Source organism: Methylobacterium sp. 1973 (genome assembly GCF_040545035.1).
GTDB classification, from domain to species: domain Bacteria; phylum Pseudomonadota; class Alphaproteobacteria; order Rhizobiales; family Beijerinckiaceae; genus Methylobacterium; species Methylobacterium fujisawaense.
In genome coordinates this window covers 52,954-79,755 of sequence record NZ_JBEPLA010000002.1, presented here as the reverse complement: position 1 = coordinate 79,755, position 26,802 = coordinate 52,954, and the positions used below count along the sequence as shown (strand labels likewise).

Annotated in this window: 22 protein-coding genes; 8 read left to right on the top strand and 14 right to left on the bottom strand. The window is 73.1% G+C overall.

Annotation, left to right across the window (positions count from 1 at the left end):
• Positions 1–164: 164 nt before the first annotated feature.
• Entirely contained in the window at positions 165–1,577 is a 1,413-nt protein-coding gene (thrC, locus tag ABIC70_RS04265) for a threonine synthase (protein ID WP_043379743.1), read from the bottom strand.
• Positions 1,578–1,787: 210 nt separating this feature from the next.
• Here thrC and ABIC70_RS04260 point away from each other — a divergent pair, with 210 nt between their 5' ends.
• The gene (locus tag ABIC70_RS04260; RefSeq protein WP_354438962.1) at positions 1,788–2,126 is read left to right on the top strand and encodes a hypothetical protein; all 339 of its coding nucleotides are present in this window, start codon (positions 1,788–1,790) and stop codon (positions 2,124–2,126) included.
• 42 nt (positions 2,127–2,168) lie between these two features.
• Here the strand turns inward: ABIC70_RS04260 and ABIC70_RS04255 are convergent, their stop codons facing one another.
• A complete protein-coding gene (locus ABIC70_RS04255; RefSeq protein WP_043352578.1) occupies positions 2,169–2,582 on the bottom strand; it encodes a DUF4864 domain-containing protein in 414 nt (137 codons plus the stop codon).
• Positions 2,583–3,046: 464 nt separating this feature from the next.
• On the opposite strand from ABIC70_RS04255, the gene rutA reads away from it, so the two are divergent.
• The 4 genes from rutA to rutD all read left to right on the top strand — a co-directional run bounded on the left by rutA (position 3,047) and on the right by rutD (position 6,203).
• A complete protein-coding gene (gene rutA / locus ABIC70_RS04250; RefSeq protein ID WP_354438961.1) occupies positions 3,047–4,141 on the top strand; it encodes a pyrimidine utilization protein A in 1,095 nt (364 codons plus the stop codon).
• Positions 4,141–4,902, top strand: coding sequence for a pyrimidine utilization protein B (gene rutB, locus ABIC70_RS04245; protein ID WP_043379752.1), 762 nt, complete (start codon positions 4,141–4,143; stop codon positions 4,900–4,902). The genes rutA and rutB overlap by 1 nt, the downstream gene beginning before the upstream one ends.
• 114 nt (positions 4,903–5,016) lie before the next feature.
• Positions 5,017–5,403, top strand: a complete 387-nt coding sequence (gene rutC / locus ABIC70_RS04240; RefSeq protein ID WP_354438960.1) for a pyrimidine utilization protein C — start codon at positions 5,017–5,019, stop codon at positions 5,401–5,403.
• Positions 5,403–6,203 carry a pyrimidine utilization protein D gene (gene rutD, locus ABIC70_RS04235; RefSeq protein WP_053608220.1) on the top strand — a complete coding sequence of 267 codons (801 nt, stop codon included), beginning with the start codon at positions 5,403–5,405 and terminating at the stop codon, positions 6,201–6,203. Before rutC ends, rutD begins: the two co-directional genes overlap by 1 nt.
• Before the next feature lie 9 nt (positions 6,204–6,212).
• Here the strand turns inward: rutD and ABIC70_RS04230 are convergent, their stop codons facing one another.
• The 4 genes from ABIC70_RS04230 to ABIC70_RS04215 form a co-directional block, all read right to left on the bottom strand.
• Positions 6,213–7,136: a hypothetical protein gene (locus ABIC70_RS04230; RefSeq protein ID WP_354438958.1), complete on the bottom strand. Its 924-nt coding sequence runs from the start codon at positions 7,134–7,136 to the stop codon at positions 6,213–6,215.
• A gap of 137 nt (positions 7,137–7,273) precedes the next feature.
• Positions 7,274–8,230, bottom strand: a complete 957-nt coding sequence (locus tag ABIC70_RS04225; RefSeq protein WP_354438956.1) for a glycosyltransferase family 2 protein — start codon at positions 8,228–8,230, stop codon at positions 7,274–7,276.
• On the bottom strand, positions 8,227–9,144 hold the full coding sequence (locus ABIC70_RS04220) for a glycosyltransferase family protein (RefSeq protein ID WP_342145393.1): 918 nt from the start codon (positions 9,142–9,144) through the stop codon (positions 8,227–8,229). The genes ABIC70_RS04225 and ABIC70_RS04220 overlap by 4 nt, the downstream gene beginning before the upstream one ends.
• Positions 9,145–9,174: 30 nt before the next feature.
• Positions 9,175–9,807 (bottom strand): PadR family transcriptional regulator, encoded by a 633-nt coding sequence (locus tag ABIC70_RS04215; protein WP_354438955.1) that lies wholly within the window; start codon positions 9,805–9,807, stop codon positions 9,175–9,177.
• Positions 9,808–10,137: 330 nt separating this feature from the next.
• On the opposite strand from ABIC70_RS04215, the gene ABIC70_RS04210 reads away from it, so the two are divergent.
• Together ABIC70_RS04210 and ABIC70_RS04205 are read left to right on the top strand one after the other, a co-directional pair.
• On the top strand, positions 10,138–14,079 hold the full coding sequence (locus ABIC70_RS04210) for a glycosyltransferase (RefSeq protein WP_354438954.1): 3,942 nt from the start codon (positions 10,138–10,140) through the stop codon (positions 14,077–14,079).
• Entirely contained in the window at positions 14,076–14,795 is a 720-nt protein-coding gene (locus ABIC70_RS04205) for a CatB-related O-acetyltransferase (RefSeq protein WP_043345613.1), read from the top strand. The genes ABIC70_RS04210 and ABIC70_RS04205 overlap by 4 nt, the downstream gene beginning before the upstream one ends.
• 66 nt (positions 14,796–14,861) lie before the next feature.
• Here the strand turns inward: ABIC70_RS04205 and ABIC70_RS04200 are convergent, their stop codons facing one another.
• The 7 genes from ABIC70_RS04200 to uvrA all read right to left on the bottom strand — a co-directional run bounded on the left by ABIC70_RS04200 (position 14,862) and on the right by uvrA (position 24,542).
• Positions 14,862–16,064, bottom strand: coding sequence for a Zn-dependent hydrolase (locus ABIC70_RS04200; protein ID WP_274927550.1), 1,203 nt, complete (start codon positions 16,062–16,064; stop codon positions 14,862–14,864).
• A 49-nt stretch (positions 16,065–16,113) separates the two neighbouring features.
• Positions 16,114–17,541, bottom strand: coding sequence for a methylenetetrahydrofolate--tRNA-(uracil(54)-C(5))-methyltransferase (FADH(2)-oxidizing) TrmFO (trmFO, locus tag ABIC70_RS04195; RefSeq protein WP_043345618.1), 1,428 nt, complete (start codon positions 17,539–17,541; stop codon positions 16,114–16,116).
• 76 nt (positions 17,542–17,617) lie between these two features.
• Positions 17,618–17,764 carry a DUF1127 domain-containing protein gene (locus ABIC70_RS04190; protein WP_012318555.1) on the bottom strand — a complete coding sequence of 49 codons (147 nt, stop codon included), beginning with the start codon at positions 17,762–17,764 and terminating at the stop codon, positions 17,618–17,620.
• 283 nt (positions 17,765–18,047) lie between these two features.
• Positions 18,048–18,317: a GCG_CRPN prefix-to-repeats domain-containing protein gene (locus ABIC70_RS04185; protein ID WP_043345620.1), complete on the bottom strand. Its 270-nt coding sequence runs from the start codon at positions 18,315–18,317 to the stop codon at positions 18,048–18,050.
• A gap of 188 nt (positions 18,318–18,505) precedes the next feature.
• Positions 18,506–19,480: a S1C family serine protease gene (locus ABIC70_RS04180; RefSeq protein WP_043345622.1), complete on the bottom strand. Its 975-nt coding sequence runs from the start codon at positions 19,478–19,480 to the stop codon at positions 18,506–18,508.
• 265 nt (positions 19,481–19,745) lie between these two features.
• Positions 19,746–20,726 carry a transporter gene (locus ABIC70_RS04175; RefSeq protein WP_043345625.1) on the bottom strand — a complete coding sequence of 327 codons (981 nt, stop codon included), beginning with the start codon at positions 20,724–20,726 and terminating at the stop codon, positions 19,746–19,748.
• 696 nt (positions 20,727–21,422) lie between these two features.
• Positions 21,423–24,542: an excinuclease ABC subunit UvrA gene (uvrA, locus tag ABIC70_RS04170; RefSeq protein WP_179698590.1), complete on the bottom strand. Its 3,120-nt coding sequence runs from the start codon at positions 24,540–24,542 to the stop codon at positions 21,423–21,425.
• Between the two features lie 442 nt (positions 24,543–24,984).
• Here uvrA and ABIC70_RS04165 point away from each other — a divergent pair, with 442 nt between their 5' ends.
• A complete protein-coding gene (locus ABIC70_RS04165) occupies positions 24,985–26,166 on the top strand; it encodes an MFS transporter (RefSeq protein WP_342145602.1) in 1,182 nt (393 codons plus the stop codon).
• Between the two features lie 3 nt (positions 26,167–26,169).
• Here the strand turns inward: ABIC70_RS04165 and ABIC70_RS04160 are convergent, their stop codons facing one another.
• Positions 26,170–26,595: a cupin domain-containing protein gene (locus tag ABIC70_RS04160; RefSeq protein WP_053610489.1), complete on the bottom strand. Its 426-nt coding sequence runs from the start codon at positions 26,593–26,595 to the stop codon at positions 26,170–26,172.
• Positions 26,596–26,802 lie beyond the last annotated feature (207 nt).

Sequence of the window (26,802 nt, the reverse complement as noted above, 5' to 3'; positions counted from 1 at the left end):
CGCGAAGGGGGCCGGATCGGGCGCGGGTCGCCTCTCCCGTGCGGGAGCGGTCTGCGCTCGCAGAGAGCCGGGTGAGGGCGGAGAAACCTCCGGAACGGGCACGCCCCTCACCCCGCCCCTCTCCCGCACGGGAGAGGGCGCGCGGCGCGCGCCCCGGGCAACGCTCACGCCCCCCTCGTGATGCGGGCGCGCTCGCGGATGAGCGTCTCCAGAGCGGCCTGGTCGTTGGCCACCCGGGTCAGGCGCTCGGGCCGGTCCATCAGGTCGGCGAGGTGCGGGGGCAGGGCGGGGCGCAGGCCGCCCGTGGCCTTGGCGACCGCATCCGGGAATTTGGCGGGATGCGCGGTGGCGAGCGCCACCACGGGGGTCGCCGGATCCTGCTCCAGGAGCCGCCGCCCGGCCCGCACGCCGATGGCGCTGTGGGGGTCAAGCACCACCCCGGTGGCGGCCTGGGTCAGGGCGATTTCTTCCATCACGTCAGGCTCCGGCACCGCGACGGCGTCGAAGTCCGAGCGGACCGTGGCGAGAACCTCGGGGCTCAGCGAGAACCCGCCGGACTGCTTCAGCCCCGCCATCAGCCGCGACAGGGAGGAGGAATCGCGCCCCAGCGCCTCGAACAGCAGCCGCTCGAAGTTCGACGAGATCTGGATGTCCATGGAGGGCGAGGTGGTGGGCACCACGCCGCGCAGCTCGTAGGCGCCGTGCTCCAGGGTGCGCACCAGGATGTCGTTGGCGTTGGTGCCGATCATCAGCCGCCCGACCGGCAGGCCCATCTGCTTGGCGACCCAGCCGGCGAGCACGTCGCCGAAATTGCCGGTGGGCACCGCGAAGGAGACCGGGCGGTGCGGGGAGCCCAGCGCCACGGCGCTGGTGAAGTAGTAGACGGCCTGCGCGGCGACCCGGGCCCAGTTGATCGAGTTGACGCCCGACAGCCGCACCGCGTCGGCGAAATCGGCGTGCTGGAACAGGGCTTTGACGAGGTTCTGGCAATCGTCGAACGTGCCGTCGACGGCCAGCGCGTGGACGTTCTGCGCCGGCACCGAGGTCATCTGCCGCCGCTGGACCTCCGAGACCCGCCCGTGCGGGTAGAGGATGAACACGTCGACCCGGTCGAGGCCGCCGAAGGCCTCGACGGCGGCCGAGCCGGTATCGCCCGAGGTCGCGCCCACGATGGTGGCACGGGCGCCGCGCTGGGTCAGCACGTGGTCCATGAGCCGCCCGAGCAGCTGCATCGCCACGTCCTTGAAGGCGAGCGTCGGCCCGTGGAAGAGCTCCAGCAGGAACAGGTTGTCGTCGAGCTGGGTCAGCGGGCAGACCGCCGGGTGGCGGAACGTCGCGTAGGCCGCGTCGATCATCCGGTCGAGGTCCGGCCCGGCGACGTCGCCGTCGATCAGCGGGCGCAGCACGCACTTGGCGGCCTCCGCGTAGGGGCGGCCCGCCAGGGCGGCGATCTCCGGACGGCCGATCTGCGGCCAGGTCTGCGGCACGTAGAGCCCGCCGTCGCGGGCCAAGCCCGCCAGGAGCGCGTCCGAGAAGGAGAGCGGCGCGGCCGCGCCGCGAGTCGAGACGTGGAGCACAGGGTCCTCCGAGGGAAGGCGCTCCCTCTACACGATGCGGGCGGGCCTGTCGAAAGCTCCGGACGACGCGGCCGGTCCGCCCGGGGGGCCCGGCCTTTAACCGGGGCTGAACGGGCCGGTTCAGGGCCGGTTTCCCGGGCACGCCCTAGAGCCGGCGCACCCCGCGGCGCCCCAGCCGGCGGGGCGGATCGAGCCTCGGAGAGAGCCGACATGACCCGACTCATCGCCCTCGCGGGTGCCGCGGCGCTGCTGTGCGGCACCGCCGCCTTCGCGCAGGCCCCACCGCCGCCGCCCGGCGGCCCGCGGCCCGGCCCCGAGGCCGGCGCGCCACCCCCGCCGCCGCCCGGCGACCCGAGACGCGGCCCCGGGCCCGACGGGCCCCCGCCGCCACCTCCGCCGCCGCCGCCACCGCCGTCGCGGGCCGCCCATATCGTGCTGGAGCGCGGCGACGCGCGCCTCGACGTGAAATGCGCCGACGACGATTCGACGAAGGCCTGCGCCGACGTCGCCCTGCAGATGCTCGACAGGCTCGCGGCGTTCCGGCCCTGAGGCCGACAGGCCCGTGCCCGCCGCGACGGTGGCGGGCACCCCTCAGGCGCGCGCGCCGGGTGCCTTGACCAGGCGGCAGCCGGTGATGCGCCACTGCCCGTCCGCGTCCCGGGCGAGGCTGTACTCGGCCGTCCAGTCGATGCCGTACTCGTCCTGGATCGCCACCGACTGGACCACGCCCGCCTCGTCCGTGTCCCGCGCCTCGCCGAACACGAAGCTGCGGTGGCGGTAGACCGGACGATACTGGTTCCGGACCATGCCGATGAACAGGTCGGCATTCGGGAACAGGTCCCGGATCCCCGGCGCGGCCTGCTCGTAGGCGGTCTGCGCGTCGTCGCGGCCCAGCGCCTGCTCCTGCTTGGCGATCACCGCCCGGGCCGCCGCGCGCGCCGCCTCGTCGGCCACCGCCGGTCCCGCGAGGCCGAGGACGAGGAGCAAGACGGGCCACACGCGCATCGATGTCACTCCGGCAGGGTCGGATCGAGATTTATCATTGTCGTGTGAAGATGGTCTCCGCTCCGTCGACGGCAATCGATGCCCGACATCGCCGGTAATCTTGCCGCACGAAAGCTTGTCTCGGCGGGTCGGCGCGGCCGGACGGGACGCGCGCACGGGTTGAGCAGACATCGCGCCTCGGTTGTGCAAGCCGCTGGAAAGATAGGCATTTTCGCGCCGAACGGGCGCCGCGGGTTTGACCCTCCGCCGCGGTTTTGCGAGCCTCCGCGCGTCGACTCGGTTCCGGCGGAACCGACCGGACGGAGCGTGGGACGATGATGCAGAGCCATGCGGACGATCGCGCCGGCCCCCGAACCGGGCCGCCCTTGGACGCGATCCCGGACGCGATCCCGGACGCGGCCGCTCCGGACCGTGGAGCCGGGCCGGTGCCCGGAGCGGGGCCGGCGCCCGGAGCCGGGCCGGCCATGAGCGTCGGGGTGTTCATTCCGATCGGCAACAACGGCTGGCTGCTCTCGGAGAACGCCCCGCAGTACCGCCCGAGCTTCGCGCTCAACAAGGCGGTCACCCTGAAGGCGGAGGGCTACGGCCTCGACTTCGCCCTGTCGATGATCAAGCTGCGCGGCTTCGGCGGCAAGACCGAGTTCTGGGACCACAACCTCGAATCCTTCACCCTGATGGCGGGGCTCGCCGCCGTCACCACCCGGATCCGGCTGTTCGCCACCGCGGCGACCCTGTGCCTGCCGCCCGCCCTCGTCGCCCGCATGGCCGCGACCATCGATTCGATCTCGGACGGGCGCTTCGGCCTGAACCTCATCACCGGCTGGCAGAAGCCGGAATACGACCAGATGGGCCTCTGGCCCGGGGATGAGTATTTTGCCAAGCGTTACGACTATTTAGCGGAGTATGCTCAGATTCTGCGCGATCTGTGGGAGACGGGTGTCAGCGACCGCAAGGGCGCGTTCTTCCAGATGAACGATTGCCGGCTGAGCCCCCGTCCGCAGGCCCCCATGAAGATCATCTGCGCCGGCCAGAGCGGCGCCGGCCTGGCCTTCACGGCCCAGTACGCGGACTACAATTTCTGCTTGGGGAAGGGGCTCAACACGCCGACCGCCTTCGCCCCCGTGGTGGAGAAGCTGGCGGAGGCCAGCGCGCGGACCGGGCGGCGGGTGACGGCCTTCGCCCTGTTCATGATCATCGCCGACGAGACCGACGAGGCGGCGATGGCCACCTGGGCGCACTACAAGGCGGGCGCGGATTCCGAGGCGATCGCGTGGCTCGGCCTCCAGGGCGCGGCCGACACCAAGTCCGGCGGCGACACCAACGTGCGCCAGCTCGCCGACCCGGCCTCGGCGGTGAACCTCAACATGGGCACCCTGGTGGGCAGCTACGCCGGCGTGGCCGCGATGCTCGACGCCGTCATGACCATCGACGGGGTGGAGGGCGTGCTGCTGGTCTTCGACGACTTCCTCAAGGGCCTCGACGCGTTCGGGACGCGGATCCAGCCGCTGATGCGGTCGCGCCGGCACGTGACGGCGGCGCCGCTGCCCGAGGTGGCCTGATGGACGCCCCCGCCGGATATCGCGACCCGAACGGCCGCCACGGCGGCGTCATCCTGCCGGCCCGCCCGGAGCCGATCGCCTTCGATCCCGCGACCACGGTCCTGATCGTCGTGGACGTCCAGAACGCCTATGCCAGCCCGGGCGGCTATCTCGACCGGGCCGGCTTCGACGTGTCGGGCACGGGCCCGGTGATCGCCCGGATCGCCCGGGCGGTGGCGGCGGCCCGGGCCGCCGGCATCCCGGTCCTGTGGTTCCAGAACGGCTGGGACCCGGCCTATGTCGAGGCCGGAGGCCCGGGCTCGCCGAACTGGCACAAATCCAACGCCCTCAAGACGATGCGCCGGAATCCTGAAGCGAACACGCAGCTTCTCGCCAAGGGATCCTGGGACTACGCGCTGGTGGACGCCCTGAGGCCGGAGCCCGGCGATATCGTGATGGGCAAGCCGCGCTACAGCGGTTTCTACAACACGCCCCTCGACAGCACCCTGCGGGCCCGGGGCGTGACCACGCTGGTCTTCACCGGCATCGCCACCAACGTCTGCGTCGAGTCGACCCTGCGGGACGGGTTCCACCGGGAGTATTTCGGGATCGTGCTGGCCGACGCCACGCACCAGGCCGGGCCGGAGAGCCTGCACCACGCGGCGCTCGCCAATATCGAGACCTTCTTCGGCTGGGTCTCGGACGTCCCCGCCTTCGAGAGGGCCCTCGGGGCGCCTTCACCCGCTGCGGTTGACGCTGCCGGCGTCGACCTGGCCGGATAAGTGCATCGCGCATCCGGCCGGTGACCGGCAGGGTGCCCGAACGCCGCCGCGCTGCGGCCTCCCGCGCAGCCTGCAAGGGCCGGCCGACAGGTCGCGTGCGGGAGGCGCAGGGGAATGCCCAAGCAGGTCGTGATACCGCCGGGAACCGGCAAGCCGCTGGCCCCCTACGTGCCGGGCACGCTGGCCGACGGGGTCCTGTACGTCTCGGGCACGCTGCCGCTGGATGCGGATGCCCAGGTGGTCCATGTCGGCGATGCGGCGGCCCAGACCCGCCACGTGCTGGAGACCATCAAGGGTGTGGTGGAGGCCGCGGGCGGCACGATGGCCGACGTCACCTTCAACCACGTCTTCCTGGCGGACTGGGCCGACTATGCGGCGATCAACGCCGTCTACGCGGAGTATTTTCCGGGCGAGAAACCGGCGCGCTACTGCATTCAGTGCGGCCTCGTGAAGACCGAGGCCCGCGTGGAGATCGCCTCCGTCGCCCATATCGGCCGCTGATGGCCAGGCGCGCGGCGGGGGCGGCCTCCCTCCATCACGCGGTGGCGGGCCCGGCGGACGGGCGGCCGGTGCTGCTCTCGCCGGGGCTCGGCGGCGGGGCCGGCTATTTCGCGCCGCAGATGGCGGCCCTGACCGCGCGGTTCCGGGTCGTCACCTACGACCATCGCGGCACCGGGCGCTCGCCCGGCCCCCTCGGGCCGGACCACGACATCCCCGCCATGGCGCGGGACGCGTGCGCGGTGCTGGACGAAGCCGGGATCGATCGGGCGGACGTGGTCGGCCACGCCCTGGGCGGCCTGATCGCCCTCCAGATGGCGCTGGACGCGCCCGACCGGGTCGGGCGGATCGTGGTGATCAACGGCTGGGACGCCCTGGACCCGGCCACGCGCCGCTGCTTCGCGGCCCGCCGGGCGATCCTGGCGGGGGGCGGCCCGGAGGCCTTCGTGCGGGCCCAGGCGATCTTCCTGTACCCGGCGCCCTGGCTCTCCGCGCAGGCCGAGCGCGTCGCCCACGACGAGGCGCAGGCGCTGGCGCATTTCCCCGGCGCCGAGACCGTGCTGGCGCGCATCGCCGCCCTGGAGCGCTTCACGGTGGCGGAGCGTCTCGGATCGATCGGCCACGAGACCCTGGTGATGGCGGCCCGGGACGACGTGCTGGTGCCCTACACGCGGTCCGAGCGGCTGGCGGCGGCGCTGCCCAAGGCCCGGCTCGCCCTCGCCCCCGACGGCGGCCACGCCCACAGCGTCACCCGGCCCGAGGCGTTCAACCGGGCACTCTTGGACTTCCTCGACCGGGACTGAGCGTTTCTCCTACAGCCGCAGCGCGATCATCGGCAGCGCCACCGCGTCGAGAGCGGCGGCCAGCACCACGAGCAGGGCCGGCCAGCGCAGGGCCGCCGCGGTGCCGATCCGCCCCCGGGCGAAGGCCAGAATCGGCATCGGCGCCAGCGGCAGGAGGTCTCGGATCTGCAGCCCGCCGGGGCCGCCCGCCGGGGCGAGGGCCTGCGCCCCCACCATCAGCCAGAGGCCGAGCAGCGCGCCCCCCGAGAGCCACAGCCGCTCCGCCCGCGGGGGCAGGGGGCCGCGCCGCAGCGCGACCAGCGGCACCAGCAGCGCGACGGCCCAGAGCCCGGAGAGGAAACCGGGCAGCGGGACGGGCAGGGCCATGGGCCCGTGCCCGGCTCCGGCGGGGTGCGGCGTCCCGAGGCTCGCAGCCGAGAGGGCCGGCAGAAGGGCCGGCAAGAGGGCGAGTGCGGCGAGGGGCAGCCGCTCCCGGCAGGTGCGGGCAAGCCGTCCCGGCGGCGGGAACGGCACCAGCAGCATCCCGGCGAGGGGGGCGCAGGCCGGCCGCGCCAGCACCACCAGGGCGATCGCCAGCGTCGCTCCGGCGAGGCGCGCCGGCCTGTACCGGCCCGTCATCGGCCGGGGGCTGAGCAGCGCGGCGGCGAGGGCCGCCAGCGCGAGGACGAGCCCGTCCGGACCGGAGGCGGCCGCGAGGGAGGCCGGCCAGCACAGCAGCGCGAACAGCGCGGCCCGTCCCCGGGTCGCCACGGCCAGGGCGGCGACACCCAGGCTCAGGAACGCGGCGATGCGGGCGAGCCGGACGAAGGCATCGAGGGCGGACGGGGTCTCGCCGGGTAGATCGACCCACGCCAGCGCGAGGCAGACCGGGAGGCCGAGGCCCAGGAAGGCGCAGGCCCAGAAACGGCCGTCGCCGGCGAAGGTCAGGTTCACGGCCGCATCCGGTGCGGCGCCGCGGCCCCGGCCCGGCCGATGAGGCGGCAGGCGGATGTGACGGCGGATGTGAGCGGGGATGCGCGGAGGGCGCTTCGGGTCGCGTGCGGCATCGCCATCCCGCTCAGCCGGCCCGCTCAGCCGGCGGCCCGCGCGCGCGCGGACCCCAGGAGGTCCGGCACGAGCCCCGGCAGCGCCGCGGCCAGGAGGCCCGCCGCCCGCAGGACCTCCGCGGCCTCCCCGGGGGAGCGGCGGGCGAGGGCCAGGGCGAGCCGCAGGGGCACCTGCGCGCCGAAGCTCGCCGCCGTCAGGGCGAGGGCCGCGGCGACGCCGTGGTGCTTGCCGGCATAGAGGATCTGGCTGCGCAGGAAGTAGAACAGCCGCCGCGCCCGCACCTGCCGGGTCGTGCCCTGGCCGAGATGGCGGGCGACCGCCCCGGCCACGTGCCGCACGGAAAAGCCCGCCGCCCGGGTTCGGGCGCAGAGGTCGGCATCCTCCCAGTAGACGAAGAAGCGCGGGTCGAAGCCGCCGAGCGTCCGGAACAGGTCGCGGCGGATCATCAGGAAGGCGCCCATCACCTGGTCGACGGCGCGGTCCGCGGCATGGTCCCATTCGAGGAGGAAGTGCGGTCGCAGGAGGCCGAGGCGGTCCAGCGCCAGGGCGCGGCCGAGGAGGCCCAGCGCCGAGGGGGTCCGGGCGCAGGAGCGCGCGGTCCGCCCGTCGGGTTCGACGAGGCGCGCGCCGACGATCCCGGTCCGCGGGTCGGCCATCAGCGCGGCCAGAGCCACGCCGAGCGCGTCGGGCGCGACCTGCGTGTCCGGGTTGAGGAACAGGATCGCGGGGGCGTCGCCGGCGGCGGCGCCCTGGTCGCAGGCCCGGCCGAAGCCGAGATTCGTGGCGTTCCGGATCAGCCGGAGCGGGCGGGGCAGGGCGGGCAGGGTTTCGGTGGAACCGTCCGTCGAGGCGTTGTCCACCACGATGACCTGCACGGCCGCGGCGTCCTGCGCGGCCGCGAGGCTCGCGAGGCAGGCGCGCAGCAGCCCGCCGCCGTTCCAGTTGACGATCACCACGTCGAGGGCAGGGCGGTCGGTCACGGCAGATCTCTCGGCTCATCTCTGGGCAGATCCCGGGGCGGCCCGAGGCGCCCGAGGGCGCCGTCGCGGGCGGCCGCGAGGAGCCTGAGCAGCACGGCGGGCCGCCAGCCCGAATCCGCCCAGTACAGCCCGGCCTGGAGCGGCAGGTAGGCGGCCTGGGCGAGCTTCCAGCGCAGCGGCACGTGCGGCAGCCGCCACGCGTAGATCGCGTTGCGCAGATAGGTCCCCATGCGGAACAGGGGCTGGCGCGGCATCGCGATCCCGAAGGCCCGGATCGTCCCGCCGCCGACGCGGTGCGGGATCGCGACGGCGCGGGTCTGGTAGCAGCCGTAGCCGAGGCTCCAGGCGCGAAAGCACCATTCGAGCTCGACCCCGTCGATGAAGAAGTCGCCGCGGAAGGGCCCGACCCGGGCGAAGGCGGCGAGGTCGACGAGCGAGCCCGAGGTCGCCAGGAACTGCACCGGGGCGAGGTCGCCATGCCCCGGCGCGCCGGGACGGGGCGGGTAGGCGGGCGCCTTGTGGCCCGGCGCCGGTGCCGGGGCCGGGCCCACCACCGCCGCCGGGATCCCGGCCGCCCGCAGCCGGTCCTGGGCCGTCAGCAGCGCGGCGGCGAGATCTCCGGGCGGTTCGGCATCCTGGTCGAGGAGGAGGAGGGCCCCGGCGCCCGCGGCCTGGGCGGCCGCGGCGATCCGGTTGAGCGCCTCGGCGATGCCGAGATTCGTCCCCTCCGACAGCAGCGTGACGCCGGCCCGGGCGAGGCGCTCCGCCGCCCCGGCGGGGAGGCCGCCATTGTCGAAGGCGATCACCGCCGCGAAGCCGGCCGAGGCCAGGGCGCACACGCGCTCCACCTGTTCCGGACCCGGCCGGAACAGGGTGACCCCGAGCACGAGGCGGCTGAGCCGCGGGTCAGGCACCGGTCGCGTCCCGGCGGCGATCGCGATCCCTCACGCCTGTTCCACCGCGGCGGTCGCCGCCTCCAGCGCGGCCGTGACGGCGGTGGCCTGCTCGGCGCTGAGCGGACCGCGGGCGAGCCGCATCTGCAGGGCGAGCTTCAGACCCTCCTGAGCGCGCACCACCGAGGGCGGCGGACCGTCGCCCCGGGCGGCCTCGGCCTCCGCCATCCGGGCGAGGATCGCGTCGAGGACCGGGCGGTTGCCATCCAGGACGGACTGCCCCTCCGGCGTGATCGTGTGCAGCCGCTTGGTGCCCTCCCCGGGGGTGACCGTGACGTGCCCGAGTTCCTCCAGCAGGGTGAGCGTCGGGTAGACCGTCCCGGGGCTCGGGCTGTAGGCGCCCCCGACCCGCTCCTCGATCGCCTTGATGATCTCGTAGCCGTGGCGCGGCTTCTCGGCGATCAGGTGCAGGATGACGAGGCGCAGGTCGCCGTGGGCGAAGAAGCGCGCGAGGTCGCCCCGGCCGCCCCGGCCGAACATCCGGCGCTCCCCGGGTCCGCGACCGTGGTGGCCGTGCGGACCGTGCCGCCCGCGGGGATCGGCCCCCATCGGACCGCGATGGGCGCGGACGCGGAAGGCATCGAAGGGATCGGCGTGGAGGACATCCGGGCGGTGTGGGTGCATGATTTTCGACTCGATTTCGATATGTCTAAATATAAGATATATCGAAAACCGGATGCCCGCAAGGCGCCTGCCTCCGACCCGCGACGCCGCCATCCTGGGCGGACGGTGCCGGCGACCCACGGTTTACGGATTCCGCCGGTTCCGTTAGTGCGACAGGTGTCCGACAGGATGACCGCTCCCGCGCCGCCTTGCGCCCCCGACGCTGCCCGCCAGCTGCCGCCCATGACCCGATCAGAGCCCCGCGCCTCGACCGCGCCCGCCCGGCGGGCGGCCGATGGATGCCGCGCCTCGTGACGGCCCGCGGCGAACGCCCCTCCGCAGAGTCCTGAGATGCGCCGCGGCTCCGACGGGACCGGCCGGATCTCGGCCCTGACGCGGATGCGGCGCCGCCTCGGCCGGCTGCGCGATCCGCTGGCCAAGCCGGCGGCGCTGCACCGCCGCTGGGCCGGTGCGGCGACCGGTGCGGATCTCGAGGCGCGCCTGATCGGCGCCCTCGCCCCGCATGTCGACGCGGCCTTCTACGCGAGCTGGTACGGGATCACGGCCGATCCGGTGCGCGACTACCTCGTCCGCGGCTGGCGCGAGGGGCGCGACCCGCGCCCCGACTTCGACTCCGCCGCCTACCTCGCCGACCGCCCCTACCTCGCCCGGGCCGGCATCAACCCGTTCCTGCACGCCCTCACGCGCCGGCGCGCCCGGGCCGGCGGCGAGGCCGGCGTTGCGGGCGGGGCAGCCGGCGCGCCCCTGCCCAAGCCCGACACGGCCCAGGCCGAGCGCCTCGCCCGCCGCCTCGTGGACGGGGCCTTCTACCTGGCCAACAACCCCGACCTCGCCGCCGCCGGCGTCGATCCGGTCGACCACTACATGGCCTCCGGCTGGCGCGAGGGCCGCGAGCCGGCACCGCAGTTCGACACCCTGGCCTACTGCCTCACCCGCGGCCTCACCTTCGCCACCCAGAACCCGCTGGTGCACTACGTCCGCAACGGCGGACCCGCCCGGCCCGACCCGGACGCGGCGCTGGCCCTGCGGATGGAGACCCTCGCCCCCTACTTCGACGCCGCCCATTACCGGCAGCGCCTGCCCGGCCCCCAGGCCGAGGCGCTGGCCGGGGCCTCGGACGCCGCGCTGCTGCGCCACTACGTGGCGGAGGGCTGGCGGGCGCGGGTCAGCCCGCGGCCGGACTTCGACCCGGCCGGCTTCGTGCAGGCCCGCGCGGGCAGCCGGGCGGTCGGCGACGACCCGTTCTTCCGCTACGTGGCCGAGACCCGGCTGTCCGGGGGCGCGCCGTTCGCCGAGCCGCACCGGCTGAACCTGCCGGCGGTGGATGCGGACTGGTACCGGGCGACCTACCCGGACGTGGGCGGGCGGGAGCCGTACCTGCACTTCGCCGAGGCGGGCTGGCGGGAGCTGCGCGACCCGGGGCCCGGGCGCTCGACGCTGGCCGCGCTGCTGGGCGTCTGCGGCCTGCGCCCGGCGCGGGCGCCGATCGCCGATACGGGCTGGCTGGGGGCGATCGGGCAGGCGGCCTGCGACCGGGACGGGCTCCTGGACCTGCAGGCGCGGCTGGTGGCGGGGCATTTCGACCACGGCTTCTACCGGGCGCGCTACGGGCTGTCCGAGGCGGACGACGCCGTGCGCGACTATTGCGACACCGGCTGGCGGAACGGCCGCAACCCCAGGGTGGATTTCGACGGACAGGCCTATTGCGACGCGCATCCCGGGGTGCGCGAGACCGGGGTGGCGCCCCTCGTTCACGTCCTCGCCACGGCCCTCCTGCACGGCGCCGACATCTCGGCCGGTGCCTTCCACCCCCGCTACGGCACGCCGAATTCGCGGGCGGCGGCGCTGGCCGACGAGGCCCGCCTGATCGCGCCGTTCTTCGACGCCGCCTTCTACGCCAAGCGCAACCCCGACGCCGCCGACGCCCCCGGCGGACCGCTCGCTCATTTCGTCGCCTACGGCCAGCACGAGGGGCGCGATCCGAGCGCGACCTTCTCCATCGCGTTCTACAGGGAGACCTACGGCCATCTCCTGGGTGCGGGGGAGTCGCCGTTCCTGCACTACGTGCGCACGGGCCGGGCCGCCGGGCTGATGGCCGCCCCCGAGGATCTCGGCACCTACCCGCCCATGGAAGCCCCCGCGCCCGACGCATGGGACCGCCTGCCCCGGGCCCTGCCCATCGACCAGGCCCGGGTCGTCGTGATCGTCCCGGTCTACAAGGGCCGCGGCGAGACCCTGCGCGCCCTCCACGCCTGCCTGTCCCAGCCCCAGGCCACGCCCTTCACCCTGCTCGCCGTCAACGACCGCTCCCCCGACCCGGAGCTCACCGCAGACCTCGCCCGGCTCGCCGGCCGCGGCCTGTTCCACCTCGTCGAGAACGAACGCAACCTCGGCTTCGTCCGCTCGGTCAACCGCGCCCTCGGCCTGCGCCAGGGCCGCGCCGTCGTCCTGCTCAATTCCGACGCGCAGGTCTTCGGCGACTGGCTCGACCGGCTCGTCGCCCACGCAGACCCCAAGGTCGAACCCGAGGCCGAAGCCGGGGCCGAACCCGGGGCGGGGCTGCGCGTGGGCAGCGTCACGCCGCTGTCCAACAACGCCACGATCTGCTCCTACCCGCGCTTCAACGCCAACAACACCATGCCGCTGGAGATCGACCGCGCCGATCTCGACCGCATGGCCGCGCAGGTCAACCGCGGCCACGCCGTGCCCGTGCCCACCGGCGTCGGCTTCTGCATGTACATGACCGCCGCCGCGCTCGACGCCGTCGGCACCCTCGACGCCGAGGCCTTCGGCAAGGGCTACGGCGAGGAGAACGACTGGTGCCTGCGCGCCATCAAGGCGGGCTTCGTCCACCTGCTCGCCGAGGACGTGTTCGTCTACCATGCCGGCCAGATCTCGTTCGGGCTCGACGAGGGCGGCGAGTACGTCCAGGGCCAGGCGGCCCTGCTGGCCAAGCACCCCGACTACCCGGCCCGGGTCGGCCAGTTCGTCCAGGCCGATCCCGGCCGGCGCGGGCGGGCGCGGCTCGACCGGGCGCGGCTGGCCCGGCACTTCGCCGGCCGGGCGCTCCTGTACGTGACCCATTCCTGGGGCGGGGGCATCCAGCGGCACATCGACGACATGGTCGCCCAGGCCCGGGCCGAGGGCCTGAGCGTCGTGCTCCTGCAGATCGACCGGACCCGCAACCTCGAGGTCCACGTCGCCTACCGCAGCCCCGAATTTCTGTACCTGCCCAACCTCGACAGCCTGTACCTGCCGCGGGACGCGGACGAACTCGCCGGCTTCATCGCAGAGCTGGCGCCGGTCCTGATCCACGTGCACTCGCTGGCGGGGCTGCGCTGGGCGGCGGCGCGGGCGCTGATGGATCGGGTGGCGGGGTCGGGCCGGCCCTACGCCTGGACGCTGCACGACTACTCGCCGGTCTGCCACCGCAACCACCTGGTGCAGCCGGACGGGCGCTATTGCGGGCTGGCGCCGGTCAGCGCGTGCCGGGCCTGTCTGGCTTCGGACGCGGACGGGTTCGAGGAGCCGGATCCGGGCGAGCGGCGGGCGGCGTTCGGGGCGTTCCTGGCGGGAGCTTCGCGGGTGTTCGCGCCGTCCGCCGACACGGCGGGCCGGATCCGGGACGTGTACCCGGATCTCGCGGTCACGGTGCGGCCGCATGTCGAGCCGGAGCGCAGCGTGCGCTCCACCGCCCTAAAGCGGCCCGGACGCGTCCGCCGCGTCGCTGTGCTCGGCGCGATCAGCGCCACGAAGGGCGGGCTGTTCCTGCAGGCGCTGGCCACCGACGCGCAGGACCGGCAGCTGCCTTTGCGCTTCTCGATCGTGGGCTTCTCCGACCCGGCCCTGGCCGTCGGCCTGGAGCAGGTCGGGGTCGCCCAGACCGGGCGCTACGCCGGCGACCACGAGGCCCTGGACCTGGTCTGGCGGGTCTCGGCCGACCTGGTCCTGTTGCCGGCGATCTGGCCGGAGACCTACTCGTACGCGCTGACGCTGGCGCTGCGCACCGGCCTGCCGGTGGCGGCCTTCGACCTCGGCGCACCGGCCGAGCGGCTGCGCGCCTATTCGAACGGCCACCTGCTGCCCTGCGCCCTCGTCACCGACCCGGCCGCCTTCAACGACCGGCTGCTCGCCCTCGACGTCTCGGATGCGGGGCGATTCTCCGGACCGATCCGGGCCGCCGTCTACGGCGACCTGCTGCACGATTATTATGGCCTGGACCCGGCACCGGCCGGGACGGAACGCCGCCGCATCGACGAGGACGCCGCATGATCTCCGTCAACGAGGACATGAAGCAGGAGATGCTGCGGCGCGGCATCTCGGTGCTGCATCCGGCTCCGTTCGGACTGCCGGAGGACTGCACCTTCGAGCCACCGTGCAGCATCAAGTGGATGGGCATCGATTACTGCCTCACCATGGGAGCCTTCTCGTACGCGGTGAGCGGCTACTATTTCGGCGCGGACATCGCCCGCTACTGCTCGATCGGCGAGAGCGTCCAGGTCGGGCGCGGCAGCCACCCGGTCCATTGCGGCTCGACCTCGCCGCTGTTCTACACGCACCACTCGGCGGTGTTCGACCGCCTGGACCCGCGGGCGGAGGATTACGAGATCTGCGGCCCCTATCTGTGGCCCAAGCGCGTGCGCATCGGCAACGACGTCTATATCGGCCACGGCGCCTTCCTGATGCCCGACATCACGATCGGCGACGGGGCGATCATCGGCGCCATGGCGGTGGTGACCAAGGACGTGCCGCCCTACGCGATCGTGGCCGGCAGCCCGGCCCGGATCGTGAAGATGCGCTTCCCCGACGCGCTGATCGAGCGCTACCTGAAGGTGCAGTGGTGGCGCTACGCCTTCTGGGACCTGCGCCAGTGCTCGATCACCGACCCGGAGAAATTCCTCGACGCCGTGGAGGAGCGGATCGCCGGCGGGATGCAGGAATACCGGCCGGACCTGATCCCGATCCAGTCGCTGCTGCCGGGCGCCTGAGGTCCGGGGCGCCGCGACGGCCCGTTCCCTCCGGCCGATCGGCAGAGAGCCCGGGGCACGGTACGCTCACCCCGCCAGCACCCGGGCGGCCGCGTCCCCGAGCGCCCGCACCCCGAGGGCGAGGTCGGCGTCGCTCGTATCCTCCGCCCAATGGTGGCTGATGCCGCCGATCGAGGGCACGAACAGCATCGCGGCCGGCAGGATCCGGGCGACGTTCTGCGCGTCGTGTCCGGCCCCCGAGGGCATCACCTGCCATCCGCCGGGGCAGACCCGCTCGGCGGCCTCCGAGAGGGCGCGCATCAGGTCCGGGTCGCAAGGGGCGGGGATCGCCTTGGAGAGGGCCGTCAGCGTCGCCGGGCAGCGCTCGCGCCGGTTCGATTCGCGCACCAGCGCCTCCAGGCAGGCCTCCATCCGCTCCAGCACCGGCATCGCCACGTCGCGGAACTGGAAGAACACCTCCGCCCGGCCCGGGATGATGCTGAAGCCGCCGGGATCCAGGGTGATCCGCCCGGTGGTCCAGGTGCTGCGCGGGCCGCAGACCTTCGGAAACGCCCGGTCGATCGCCGCCAGGAACCGCACCGCCGAGAGGCCCGCGTCCCGGCGCTCCGCCATGGTGGTGCCGCCGGCATGGTCCTGGTTGCCCTCGAACACGATCCGGAACTGCCAGATCGCCACGATGCCGCTCACCACGCCGAGATGCAGGCCGGCGGATTCGAGCTGCGTGCCCTGCTCGATATGCATCTCCAGGAAGCCGCGGTAGCGGCCCGGATCGAGCCGCATCCGGGGCAGGCCGGCCAGGCCCGCGGCTTCGAGCGCCGCGCGCAGGGGGGTGCCGTCGGTGCGGTTGCGGGCTTCGTCGATCTCGGCCTCGGTCAGGTCGCCGATCGCCGAGCGGCTGCCCAGGAAACCGCCGGAGAAATGCCCCTCCTCGTCCGCGAAGGCGACGACGTCGACGGGCAGGCCGGCTCGGGCCAGCGCCACCCCGGCCACGACCCCCAGCGCCCCGTCGAGCCAGCCGGCCTCGTTCTGGGTCTCTATATGGCTGCCGACCAAGAGATGCGGGCCGGGGCCGCGGTGGCGCCCCAGCACGTTGCCGATCCCGTCGATGGAGGCCGCGAGCCCGCAGGCCTCCAACTTGGCCATCAGCCAGCGGCGGGATTCCATGTCCTCGGGCGAGAAGGTCGGCCGGTGGACGCCGGTGCGGAACCGGCCGATCTCGCGCAGGGCGTACAGGTCGGCCAGGAAGGCGCGGGTGTCGATCTCGATCATGCGGGGCCCGGATGCTGGAGGGCGCCCCCTGCAAGCCGCATGCGCCTTCCTATTCCGCCGCCGCAGGTCTCCAGTCCGCCGGCTGCGTCCCCGCCATCCAGGCGGCGAGGTCGGTCCGGGCCCGGTCGGTGAGCGCGCGCTTCTTCAGCGCGGCCTTCTCGGGCCCGCGCAGGCGCCGGCCGGTCTCGTTGCGGGGGGCCTGCGCGAGCGGCGGGAACAGGCCGAAATTGACGTTCATCGGCTGGAACGAGCGCGGGGCGTTGGCCTCGCCGTCCGCCGCGACGTGGCCGCCGGTGATGTGGGCGATGAGCGCGCCGAGGGCCGTCGTCTGGGGCAGGGGGGCGAGGGGCCGGCCGGCCGCCTCGGCGACGGCGAAGCGGCCGGCCATCAGCCCGACCGCGGCACTCTCCACGTAGCCCTCGCAGCCGGTGATCTGGCCGGCGAAGCGCAAGGCGGGCCGGGCCTTCAGCCGGAGGGTGGCGTCGAGGAGGCGCGGGCTGTCGAGATAGGTGTTGCGGTGCAGGCCCCCGAGGCGGGCGAACTCGGCCCGCTCCAGGCCGGGGATCGTGCGGAAGATCCGGACCTGCTCGGCATAGGTCAGCTTCGTCTGGAAGCCGACCATGTTGTAGAGGGTGCCCAGCGCGTTGTCCTGGCGCAGCTGCACGATCGCGCAGGGCTTGACCAGCGGGTCCCGCGGGTTGGTGAGCCCCACGGGCTTCATCGGGCCGTGGCGCAGGGTCTCGGGCCCGCGCTCGGCCATCACTTCGACGGGCAGGCAGCCGTCGAAATAGGGCGTGCCCTCCCATTGCTTGAACCCGATCTTCTCGCCCGCCACGAGGGCGGCCACGAAGGCGTCGTACTGCTCCCGGTTCATCGGGCAGTTGAGATAGTCCGCCCCCGTGCCGCCCGGCCCCGGCTTGTCGTAGCGGGACTGGAACCACGCCACCTCCATGTCGATCGAGTCGCGGTGGACGATGGGCGCGATGGCGTCGAAGAAGGCGAGGGATTCGGCCCCGGTGAGCCCCCGGATCCCCTCGGCGAGGGCGGGTGCGGTGAGCGGGCCGGTGGCGACGATGCAGGGGCCCCACGCCTCCGGCGGCAGCCCCTCGACCTCCCCGCGGACCAGGGTCACGTTGGGGTGCTGCTCCAGGGTCCGGGTCACCGCCGCGGAGAACCCCTCCCGGTCGACCGCCAGCGCCCCGCCCGCCGGCACTTGGTTGGCGTCGGCCGCCCGCATGATCAGCGAGCCGAGCGTGCGCATCTCCTGATGCAGCAGCCCGACCGCGTTGCCCTCCGGGTCGTCCGACCGGAAGGAATTCGAGCAGACGAGCTCGGCGAGCCCGTCGGTCTGATGGGCCTCGGTGCCGCGCACGGGGCGCATCTCGTGGAGCACGGCGCGATGGCCGGCCTCGGCCACCTGCCAGGCGGCCTCGGATCCGGCGAGGCCGCCGCCGACGATATGGATGGTCTGTGTCATGCCTGAAAATAGCGAAGGACCGCCGCCCGGATCAACGGGCAACGGTCCTTCACGGCGTTCGGCTCGGACGCTGGGATCAGACGCGGGCGACGCCGCGGATCTCGCTGCGGTTGATGCCGAGATCGGCCAGGTCGCGGTCCGACAGGCGGGACAGCTGGGAAACGGTGTCGCGGTACCGGAGATAGGCGCGGACGCGGCTCAGGACGCTACGGGCGGCGGACATGGTGTGCTGTGACCTCTGTTCGAGCAGACGACGGCGCCTCATTGCGCATCGCTGCCTCTTGTTGGTGCAACGCACATATAATCCCGCCGCAGCGCAGCAGGAGTCGCAAGGTCAAGCATCAGACCTGCGGAAAGTGCATACCGGGCTTAAGAAACCGGCAAGGTTTCCAAATGGTCATTCTTTGTGCGCATGCAGGCCCCGGAAAGCCTCCCACAACGCGCGACGGGCGCCCCGCCGGTCGGCGGGACGCCCGTCATGCCGTTCGAATCGCCCGGCGCGAGGCTCAGTAGAACGGGCGTGGCCCGTAGAAGCCGTAGGGCCGGTAGAACGGCCGCGGCCGGTAATAGCCGCCATAGCCACCATAGTAGATCGGCCGCCGCCAGTATCCGTAGGGCCGGGGCCCCCAGTTCGGCCGGCAGATGCCCCAGGGATTCGGGTGGAAGCCGGGGCCGCAGCCCCCGGCCGCCTCGGCGGTGCCCGCGAGCCCGAGGCCGCCGGCGATCGCGGCGGCCATCACGAGCGCCTTCGCGCGCGGTGCGCTCAGAACCGTCATGACTGGATCTCCTCAACGCTTCCGGCGGATCGGGAGCCGGTCGTTGCAGATTCGACGCCGCCACCTGAACAGTCGCTGAGCCGTAAGTTGTGCCCGGTACAGGCCCAAGACGGCACCCAAGACGGCACCCACGACGGCACCCGCGGCGACGCCGCCCGGAGCGCGACGGCTGCGCGCTCCGGGCGGCCTCAGTGCAGCGAGGGCGTGCGCAGGAACCGTTCCCGGTCTCCGGAGACGAGGGCGAGCTTCACGCCGCGCCCCTCGCGGCGGACCGTGAGGGGCACCCGCACCCCGGCCTCGCCGAGCGCCCAGACGCTGCGGAACAGGGCGGCGAGATCGGCCACCGGCTCGCCGGCCACCGCCTCGATCACGTCGCCGGCCTGGAGGCCGCCGGTCTCGGCCGGACCGTTGTCGGCGAGGCCCATCACCACGATGCCCTCCTCGCTCTCGGTGGCGTAGAGGCCGAGCCAGGGGCGCGGCGGCCGGTTGGCCCGCCCGCGCGTGGCGAGGTCCTCGAGGATCGGCGTCAGCAGGTCGATGGGCACCACCATGTTGATCGGCCGCGCCGCGCCGGCGCCGCCCTGCTGCAGCTGCAGCGAGCCGATGCCGAGCAGGTCGCCCTGGGGACCGATCAGCGCGGTGCCGCCCCAATGCGGGTGCGCGGGGGCGGTGAACAGCGCCTCGTCGAGGACGTATTCCCAGTAGCCGGCGAATTCCTGCCGGGCCACGACCTCGACGGCGACGCAGCGCTGGCGCCCGCCCGCCCCCGCCAGCACGGCCCGGTCGCCGGTCTTCAGCCCGGCCGAGCGGCCGAGCGGGAGGGCCGGCACGCCGAGATCGCCGAGCGCCTGGACCAGGCCGAAGCCCGTGGCGGCGTCGAAGCCGAGGACGTGGCCGGGCACCGAGCGGCCGTCCCGGGTGGTGAGCCAGACGCTCTCGGCCTCGGTGACGAGGTAGCCGATGGTGAGCACCAAACCGTCCTCGCGGATCACCACGCCGTTGCCGGCGCGCTCGGTGCCGAGCGTCTCGGCGGTGAACGCGCTCTCCGGGATCCGCGCCGACAGGGCCAGCACGGCCGAGAGCGCCCGGTCGAGGTCGTAGCCGTAATCCGCGGGCCTGGGCTGGGCCTGCGCGGGGATCTTCCACTCGCCCTGCGTCGCCATGACTTTCCTTCGGCTCGTCCGCCTGCGCTCCGGTCGGCGCCGGAGCCGCGCCATCGGCACACCATAGGATGTCAGCGCCGCCCGCGTCACCCGCGGTCGGTTGCGACCCATGGAACGGGCCCGTTCGGGGCGGCCCGCGGCGGGGCCGGCACAACAAAAAACCGCCCGGCGGTGCCGGGCGGCGCGCCGTCCCGGAGGACGGCCTGTCGGAGATCCGGGCGCCCCCGCCGCGCGGCGGCGGGGAGCCCGGTGTCTCGGGTTGGTCTCAGTACTTGCGGACCAGAGCCGCCGGGACCGGCGAGGCGGCCGGGGCCGGCGAGTAGAGCGGCACGATGAACCGGATCCAGCCGTCGGTGGAGTAGTTGTCGCGGGTGCGGCCGAAGGCGTTGGTGTACTGCGCGCCGGTCACGACGTCGCGGGCGACGTAGGCCTGGACGGTGAAGATCTTGAAGTCGTAGCCGACGAGGCCGCCGATGGCGAAGCGGCCGCGGTTGCCGGCCGCCGCGCTGGCCTGGCTGATGTCGAAGTTGTAGGTGCCGTAGGCGATCGGGCCGATCTCGAAGTTGCCGAACTTCTTCGTCGCGGTGAGGTCGAAGTTCAGGGCGTCCGAGAGGCGGATCGGGCCGATGGCGGCGCCGACCTGGCCGGGGAAGCGGCCGGGCGAGTCGTAGATGTTGGCGGTCAGGTTGGCGGTGATGTTCCAGCCGTCACCGGTGTAGCTGCCGGCGATGCCGAAGCGGTAGGTGTTGGAGGAGAGCTGCGGCAGGACCGGGGTGGCCGTCGTGCCGTTCGCGGTGATGATCGAGCCGCGGTCGCCGTTCAGGTCGTTCAGGTAGGCGCCGCCGAGCAAGCTGACGCCGAAGTTGTTGCCGAGGTCGAAGGCCCAGATGCCGCCGACGAAGGTGCCGACGTTGATCGAGATGTCCTTGTTGCGCACGCCCGCCGGGTTGCGGGTGAAGGCGAACACGGTCGGGGGCGCCACGAGCAGCTCGACGCGGCCGCCGAACGGCACGAACGGGGTCGACCAGACCAGGACCGGGATGTTGACGGCCGTGTCGGGCGAGTTTGGCGCGTCGGTGCGGCGGTAGGTGAACGTGTTGATCGCGTAGAGGCCTTCCGGCAGCGGCGCGCCGACGGCGAGGCCGACCTGCTCGCCGGGAACCGTGGTGGTCTGCGCCTGCGCGATCGTCGAGGTCATGCCGACCGTGAGCGCGACCGCGCCGGCCGCGAGCCAGTTCTTCATCATTTTCTCATTCCTTCCCAAGGTCCCACGGCTTCCGTCCCGCATTCGGCACTTCCTTGCCGGTCTGCTCGCCAATCGCGGCTGCCGGCTTCGGACCTACCGAGCGCCCCCACGGAGCCTGCCCGTCTCAACGTCTGCGACTATTCTACAGAGACCTGCGGAAAGACAGTGGAATGCTCGCCGAAACGCCACAACCGGCTGAACCGTTGCGCAAAAGCCGCATTTTTGCGGCGATGCAACACTGTCCACAGACCCGGCCCAAACGGGGGGTCCGGCAAAATATCGTTGAATGGTCAAGCTGTTGTCGCGCCGGGGCACGGGAGAATCCGGCAAGGCCGGGGAGGTGATCGGGCAGGCCGCCGGGCGGGCCGCCCGGCCGGGATCCGGACCGGAATCCGGCTTCGAACCGGCCCGCAGCTGGCCCGAACCGGCGCCCCGCGGCTCGAATCACCGCCCGGCCGGGCGGATATGCGGACGGCACCCGGCAGAAACTGCCGCGCCGGCCTGCGATCGGGCCGGTCCGAACCGCCTGCCTCGTCCCGTCGGGCTCGCGGATTCGCGCGTCCCCGGAGGGGCCGATCCTCCGGGGCCGCGCGTCCCGCCCGTCCTGTGTGGGGGAGGGCCCGCGGCCGGCCCTGTCGCCGGTGCGTCCGACGCCCGCCGCTTACCCGGAAGGTTTGGCCCGGAAGGTTTGGCGCGCTACTCGGCGGCGCGGCCTCGGCGCGCGGGCGCCGCGGGGCGCCGCTCCAGCACCTCGCGCAGGAACCGGCCGGTATGGCTGGCCTTGGAGCGGGCGATCTCTTCCGGCGTGCCCTGCGCCACGACCCGGCCGCCGCCGTCGCCGCCCTCGGGACCCATGTCGATCACCCAGTCGGCGGTCTTGATCACTTCGAGGTTGTGCTCGATCACCACCACGGTGTTGCCCTGGTCCACCAGCTCGTGGAGCACCTCCATGAGCTTGGCGACGTCGTGGAAATGCAGGCCGGTGGTCGGCTCGTCGAGGATGTAGAGGGTGCGCCCCGTGGCGCGCTTCGACAGCTCCTTGGAGAGCTTCACCCGCTGCGCCTCGCCCCCCGACAGGGTCGTGGCCTGCTGACCGACATGGACGTAGTGCAGGCCGACCCGCTTCAGGGTCTCGAGCTTGTCGCGGATCGCCGGCACCGCCTTGAACAGCTCGGCCGCCTCCTCGACGGTGGAATCGAGCACGTCGGCGATGGACTTGGCCCGGTACTTCACCTCCAGGGTCTCGCGGTCGTAGCGCTTGCCCTTGCAGACGTCGCAGGTGACGTAGACGTCGGGCAGGAAGTGCATCTCGATCTTGATGACGCCGTCGCCCGAGCACGCCTCGCAGCGCCCGCCCTTGACGTTGAACGAGAAGCGGCCGGGCTGGTAGCCCCGCGCCTTGGCCTCCGGCAGGCCCGCGAACCAGTCGCGGATCGGCGTGAAGGCGCCGATATAGGTGGCGGGGTTCGAGCGCGGCGTGCGGCCGATCGGCGACTGGTCGATGTCGATGACCTTGTCGAGGTGCTCCAGCCCCTCCAGCCGTCCGTAGGGGGCCGGGTGCTCCAGGGCGCCGTTCAGCTTCTTGGCGATCGCCTTGTAGAGGGTGTCGATCACCAGGGTGGACTTGCCGCCCCCCGAGACGCCGGTGATGCAGGTGAAGGTGCCGAGCGGGATCTCGACATCGACATCCTTCAGATTGTTGCCCCGGGCGCCGAACAGGCCGAGCTTGCCCTTGCGGCCTTTTCGGCGCGCGGTGGGCGTCCGGACTGACATCTCGCCCGTGAGGTATTTCGCGGTGAGCGAGGCCGGGTTGGCCAGGACCTCGGCGGGGGTGCCCTGCGCGATGATCTCGCCGCCATGGATACCGGCGCCCGGGCCGACATCGACCACGTAATCGGCCTGCAGGATCGCGTCCTCGTCATGCTCGACCACGATCACCGAATTGCCGAGGTCGCGCAGGCGCTTGAGCGTACCGAGCAGCCGCTCGTTGTCGCGCTGGTGCAGGCCGATCGACGGCTCGTCCAGCACGTAGAGCACGCCGGTGAGGCCGGAGCCGATCTGCGAGGCCAGCCGGATGCGCTGGCTCTCGCCGCCCGAGAGGGAGCCGGAGCCGCGGGCGAGCGTCAGGTATTCGAGGCCGACATCCACCAGGAAGCTCAGCCGGTCGCGGATTTCCTTGAGAATTCTGACCGCGATGGCGTTCTGCTTCGCCGTCAGCTTCTCCGGCAGCTCCGAGAACCAGCGATGCGCCTCACTGACTGAGAGGGCCGTGACATCGGCAATGTCGGCCATGGCGACCTTCACGGCGAGCGCCTCGGGCTTCAGCCGCTTGCCGCCGCAGGCGGCGCAGGGCGTCTCGCTCATGAAGCGCCCGATCTCCTCCCGGACGGCGTCCGAGTCGCTCTCCTTGTAGCGGCGCTCCAGGTTCGGGATCACGCCCTCGAAGGGCTTGTTGACCGTGTATTTGCGCAACCCGTCGTCGTAGGCGAAGCGGATCGCCTGCTTGCCCGAGCCGTACAGCACGATGGCACGGGCCGTCTCCGACAGGCTCTGCCACGGGACGCTGGTCTTGAAGCCGAAATGCTCGGCCAGCGCCTCCAGGGTCTGGCCGTAATAGGGCGAGGTCGACTTCGCCCAGGGGCCGACGGCGCCGCGCTTCAGGCTCAAGGCCGGGTCGGAGATCACCAGCTCGGGATCGATCCGCATCTCGTGGCCGATGCCGCTGCAGGTCGGGCAGGCACCGAACGGGTTGTTGAACGAGAACAGCCGCGGCTCGATCTCCGCGATGGTGAAGCCCGAGACCGGACAGGCGAAGCGCGACGAGAAGGTGATGGTCCGGGGCGTCTCGCCCTCGGGGGCATCCGCGAACACGACCTCCGCGATGCCATCGGCCAGCTCCAGGGCCGTCTCGAAGGACTCGGCCAGCCGCGAGCCGATATCGGCCCGGACCACGATGCGGTCGACCACCACGTCGATGTCGTGCTTGAACTTCTTGTCGAGCTTGGGCACGTCGTCGATGGCGTAGTATTCGCCGTTCACGCGCAGGCGCTGGAAGCCCTTCTTCTGGTACTCGGCGATTTCCTTGCGGTACTCGCCCTTGCGTCCGCGGACCACGGGCGCCAGCAGGTAGAGCCGGGTCTTCTCCGGCAATTCCAGCACCCGGTCGACCATCTGCTGGACGGTCTGGCTCTCGATCGGCAGGCCGGTGGCGGGCGAGTAGGGGATGCCGACCCGCGCCCAGAGCAGGCGCATGTAGTCGTAGATCTCGGTGACCGTCCCGACGGTGGAGCGGGGGTTCTTGGAGGTGGTCTTCTGCTCGATGGAGATCGCCGGCGACAGCCCGTCGATCTGGTCGACGTCGGGCTTCGACATCATCTCCAGGAACTGGCGGGCATAGGCCGAGAGCGACTCGACGTAGCGGCGCTGCCCCTCGGCGTAGATCGTGTCGAAGGCCAGCGACGACTTGCCCGAGCCCGACAGCCCGGTGAACACCACGAGCTTGTCCCGGGGGATCGTCAGGTCGACGTTCTTGAGGTTGTGCTCCCGGGCCCCCCGGACCGCGATGACCCGCCGGTCATGGGCGCTCGCCGGCGCGGCGTCGAACAGGGCCGCCAGCTTGGCGTCGATCGCGGCCTCGGCAGCCGCCCCAGGGCGGGCGGGCTTTTCGGACTTCGCGCGGGCCGGCTTGGGCTGCGGGGCCGGGGCGGCGGTGGCGGCTTTCGGAGCCTTGGACGCCGTCTGCGCGGCGGCTGTCGGGGCAGCTTGGGCGGCGCCGGCGCGGCTTGCGGCACGACTTCCAGCTTGGGCTTTGGCCATGAGGGCGGCGGTCTTTCGAGGCGTCGACGCAGTCGGATCGGATCCGGATCGGATTCGCGCGCGGGCCAGCCGCCGCTCCGACACATGTCGAGCCCGAGGGGGCCGACGGCAAGGTGGGGCCGGCGGGACGCAGGTCCGTCATGCGCCGCCCTTGCTAGAACGAAACGCGTACGGCGGCAACCGCTCGGCGAACGAGCCGCCGCCCTTGCGCGCGCGGCAAAGCGTTCCGGCAGCGCCCGAGCGGGCGTCCAACCGGTCGTCCGAGCGGGCGCGCGAGGGCGCCTGCGAGGAACCGGGCAAGTCGCCGACGCATGGGGCCGCCGGTGTCCCCTCCGGGCGCGCGGCACGGCGCGCGCGACGACGGCCCGGTGTTGCACCGCGGGAACCGAGGCCCCACGTCGCCGGGATCCACCCTCGGACTCGACTCCATCGACAGGTGCCGATGCCAGCGCTCGACCTGACCGACCCGGTCGCCCTCGGCGGGGCGGGGGACCGGAATGCGGCCCGCGGACAGAGCGTGTCCACGCGGCTGCTGTTCCTGATCGTGGGCATCGCCAACGCCACCTGGGCGCCCCTGGTGCCGCTGGTGCAGGACCGCGCCGGCCTCGACGCGGCGGGGCTCGGCCTGCTGCTCCTCACCTTCGGCATCGGCTCGATCCTGGCGATGCCGAGCGCCGGGGCGGCGGCTTCGCGGCTCGGTTTCCGGCCGGTCCTGCTCGCCGGCACGCTGGCGATCGGCCTCGCCCTGCCGGTGCTGGCCGTGGGCGATGGGCTCGTGGAGCTCACCCTGGCGCTGGTGCTGTTCGGCGCCGGGATGGGGGCGGTGGACTGCGTCATGAACCTGCAGGCCGTCGTGGTGGAGCGCGCCAGCGGGCGCCCGATGATGTCGGGCTTCCACGGCCTCTACAGTCTCGGCTGCATCCTGGGGGCGCTGATCGCCAGCGGCCTGCTGGCGGCCGGGCTCGGCGCGGGCTGGAGCGTGCTGCTCCTGGTCGCCGGGATCGCGGCCCTGTTCGCGGCCGCCTGGCCCGGGATCCTGCCGGCCGAGCGGGCAGGGGGGAGCGGAGGCCCCGCCTTCGCGCGCCCCCGGGGCGTCGTGCTGGTGCTGGGCCTGCTCTGCTTCGTGGTGTTCCTCACCGAGGGCTCGGCCCTCGACTGGAGCGCGGTGTTCCTGATCCAGCAGCGGGGCCTCGATCCGGCCTGGGCGGCGCTCGGCTACGCGGCCTTCTCGGTGACGATGACGGCCGGGCGCCTTGCCGGCGATCGGGTCGTGGCCCGGCTCGGGCGGCGGCCCGTGGTGGTCTTCGGCGGCCTCCTGGCGGCCGCCGGACTCGCGCTCTCGGTCCTGGTCCCGGCCTGGGAGGCGGCCCTCGCCGGCTACGCCCTGGTCGGGGCGGGCTGCGCCAACATCGTCCCGGTCCTGTTCACGGCGGCCGGCCGCCAGACCGCGATGCCCGCGCGCGTGGCGGTGCCGGCGGTGACGACGCTCGGCTATGCCGGGGTGCTGGCGGGCCCGGCGCTGATCGGCTTCGCCGCGCAGGCTTTGGGCCTGTCCGCCGCGCTCCTGCTCGTGGCGGCCCTGCTCCTCGCCGTGGCGGCGGCCGGGCGGTCCCTGCCGGTGTGAGGCTCACGCCTCGGCGTTGCGCGCCATGAAGGTGGCGGGGCTGCCGTCCTCCGGGTTCACGAAGACGATGTCGGTGGGCGCCCGCCGGGGGGTGTCGATCGCGAGGAACACCACCGGTTCCGCGGGATCGATCTCCGGCATGGCGTGGACCGTGCCCTTCTCGAAGACCAGGAGCTGACCGGGGCCGAATGCGGTCGCGGCGGCCGGGTCGCCCAGCCAGACCGTGCCCCGGCCCGACAGGCAGTAGAGGTACTCGTCGCAGGTGGCGTGGTAGTGCGGCGGAGTCGGCCGGTAGACCCGGAACACCCGGGCGCTCGCGGCCTCCCGGTTGGTCAGATAGGTGTCGACCAGGAGGGTCTGGGCGCTGCCGGGCAGCGCCGCCGCCAGCGCCGCCACGTCGAAGATGCCGGTCCCCGCCGCGTCCGCCATCGCCTCCGCCTCCGACATCACGTCCTCCTCACTCCGAAAACCGTCGCGCACGATCCTGTCCTCGGCCCGCCCGCTCTCGATCGGCGCCGGGGCACGCCGCGGGCTCGCGGGGTCGATCCCCCCGTCATGCTCACCCAGGGTGGTGCGCAGGCGCCCCGCGTCAACGCGGCGAGACAGCCCGTCGAGGCGTGCGCCCCGGCGGCGACG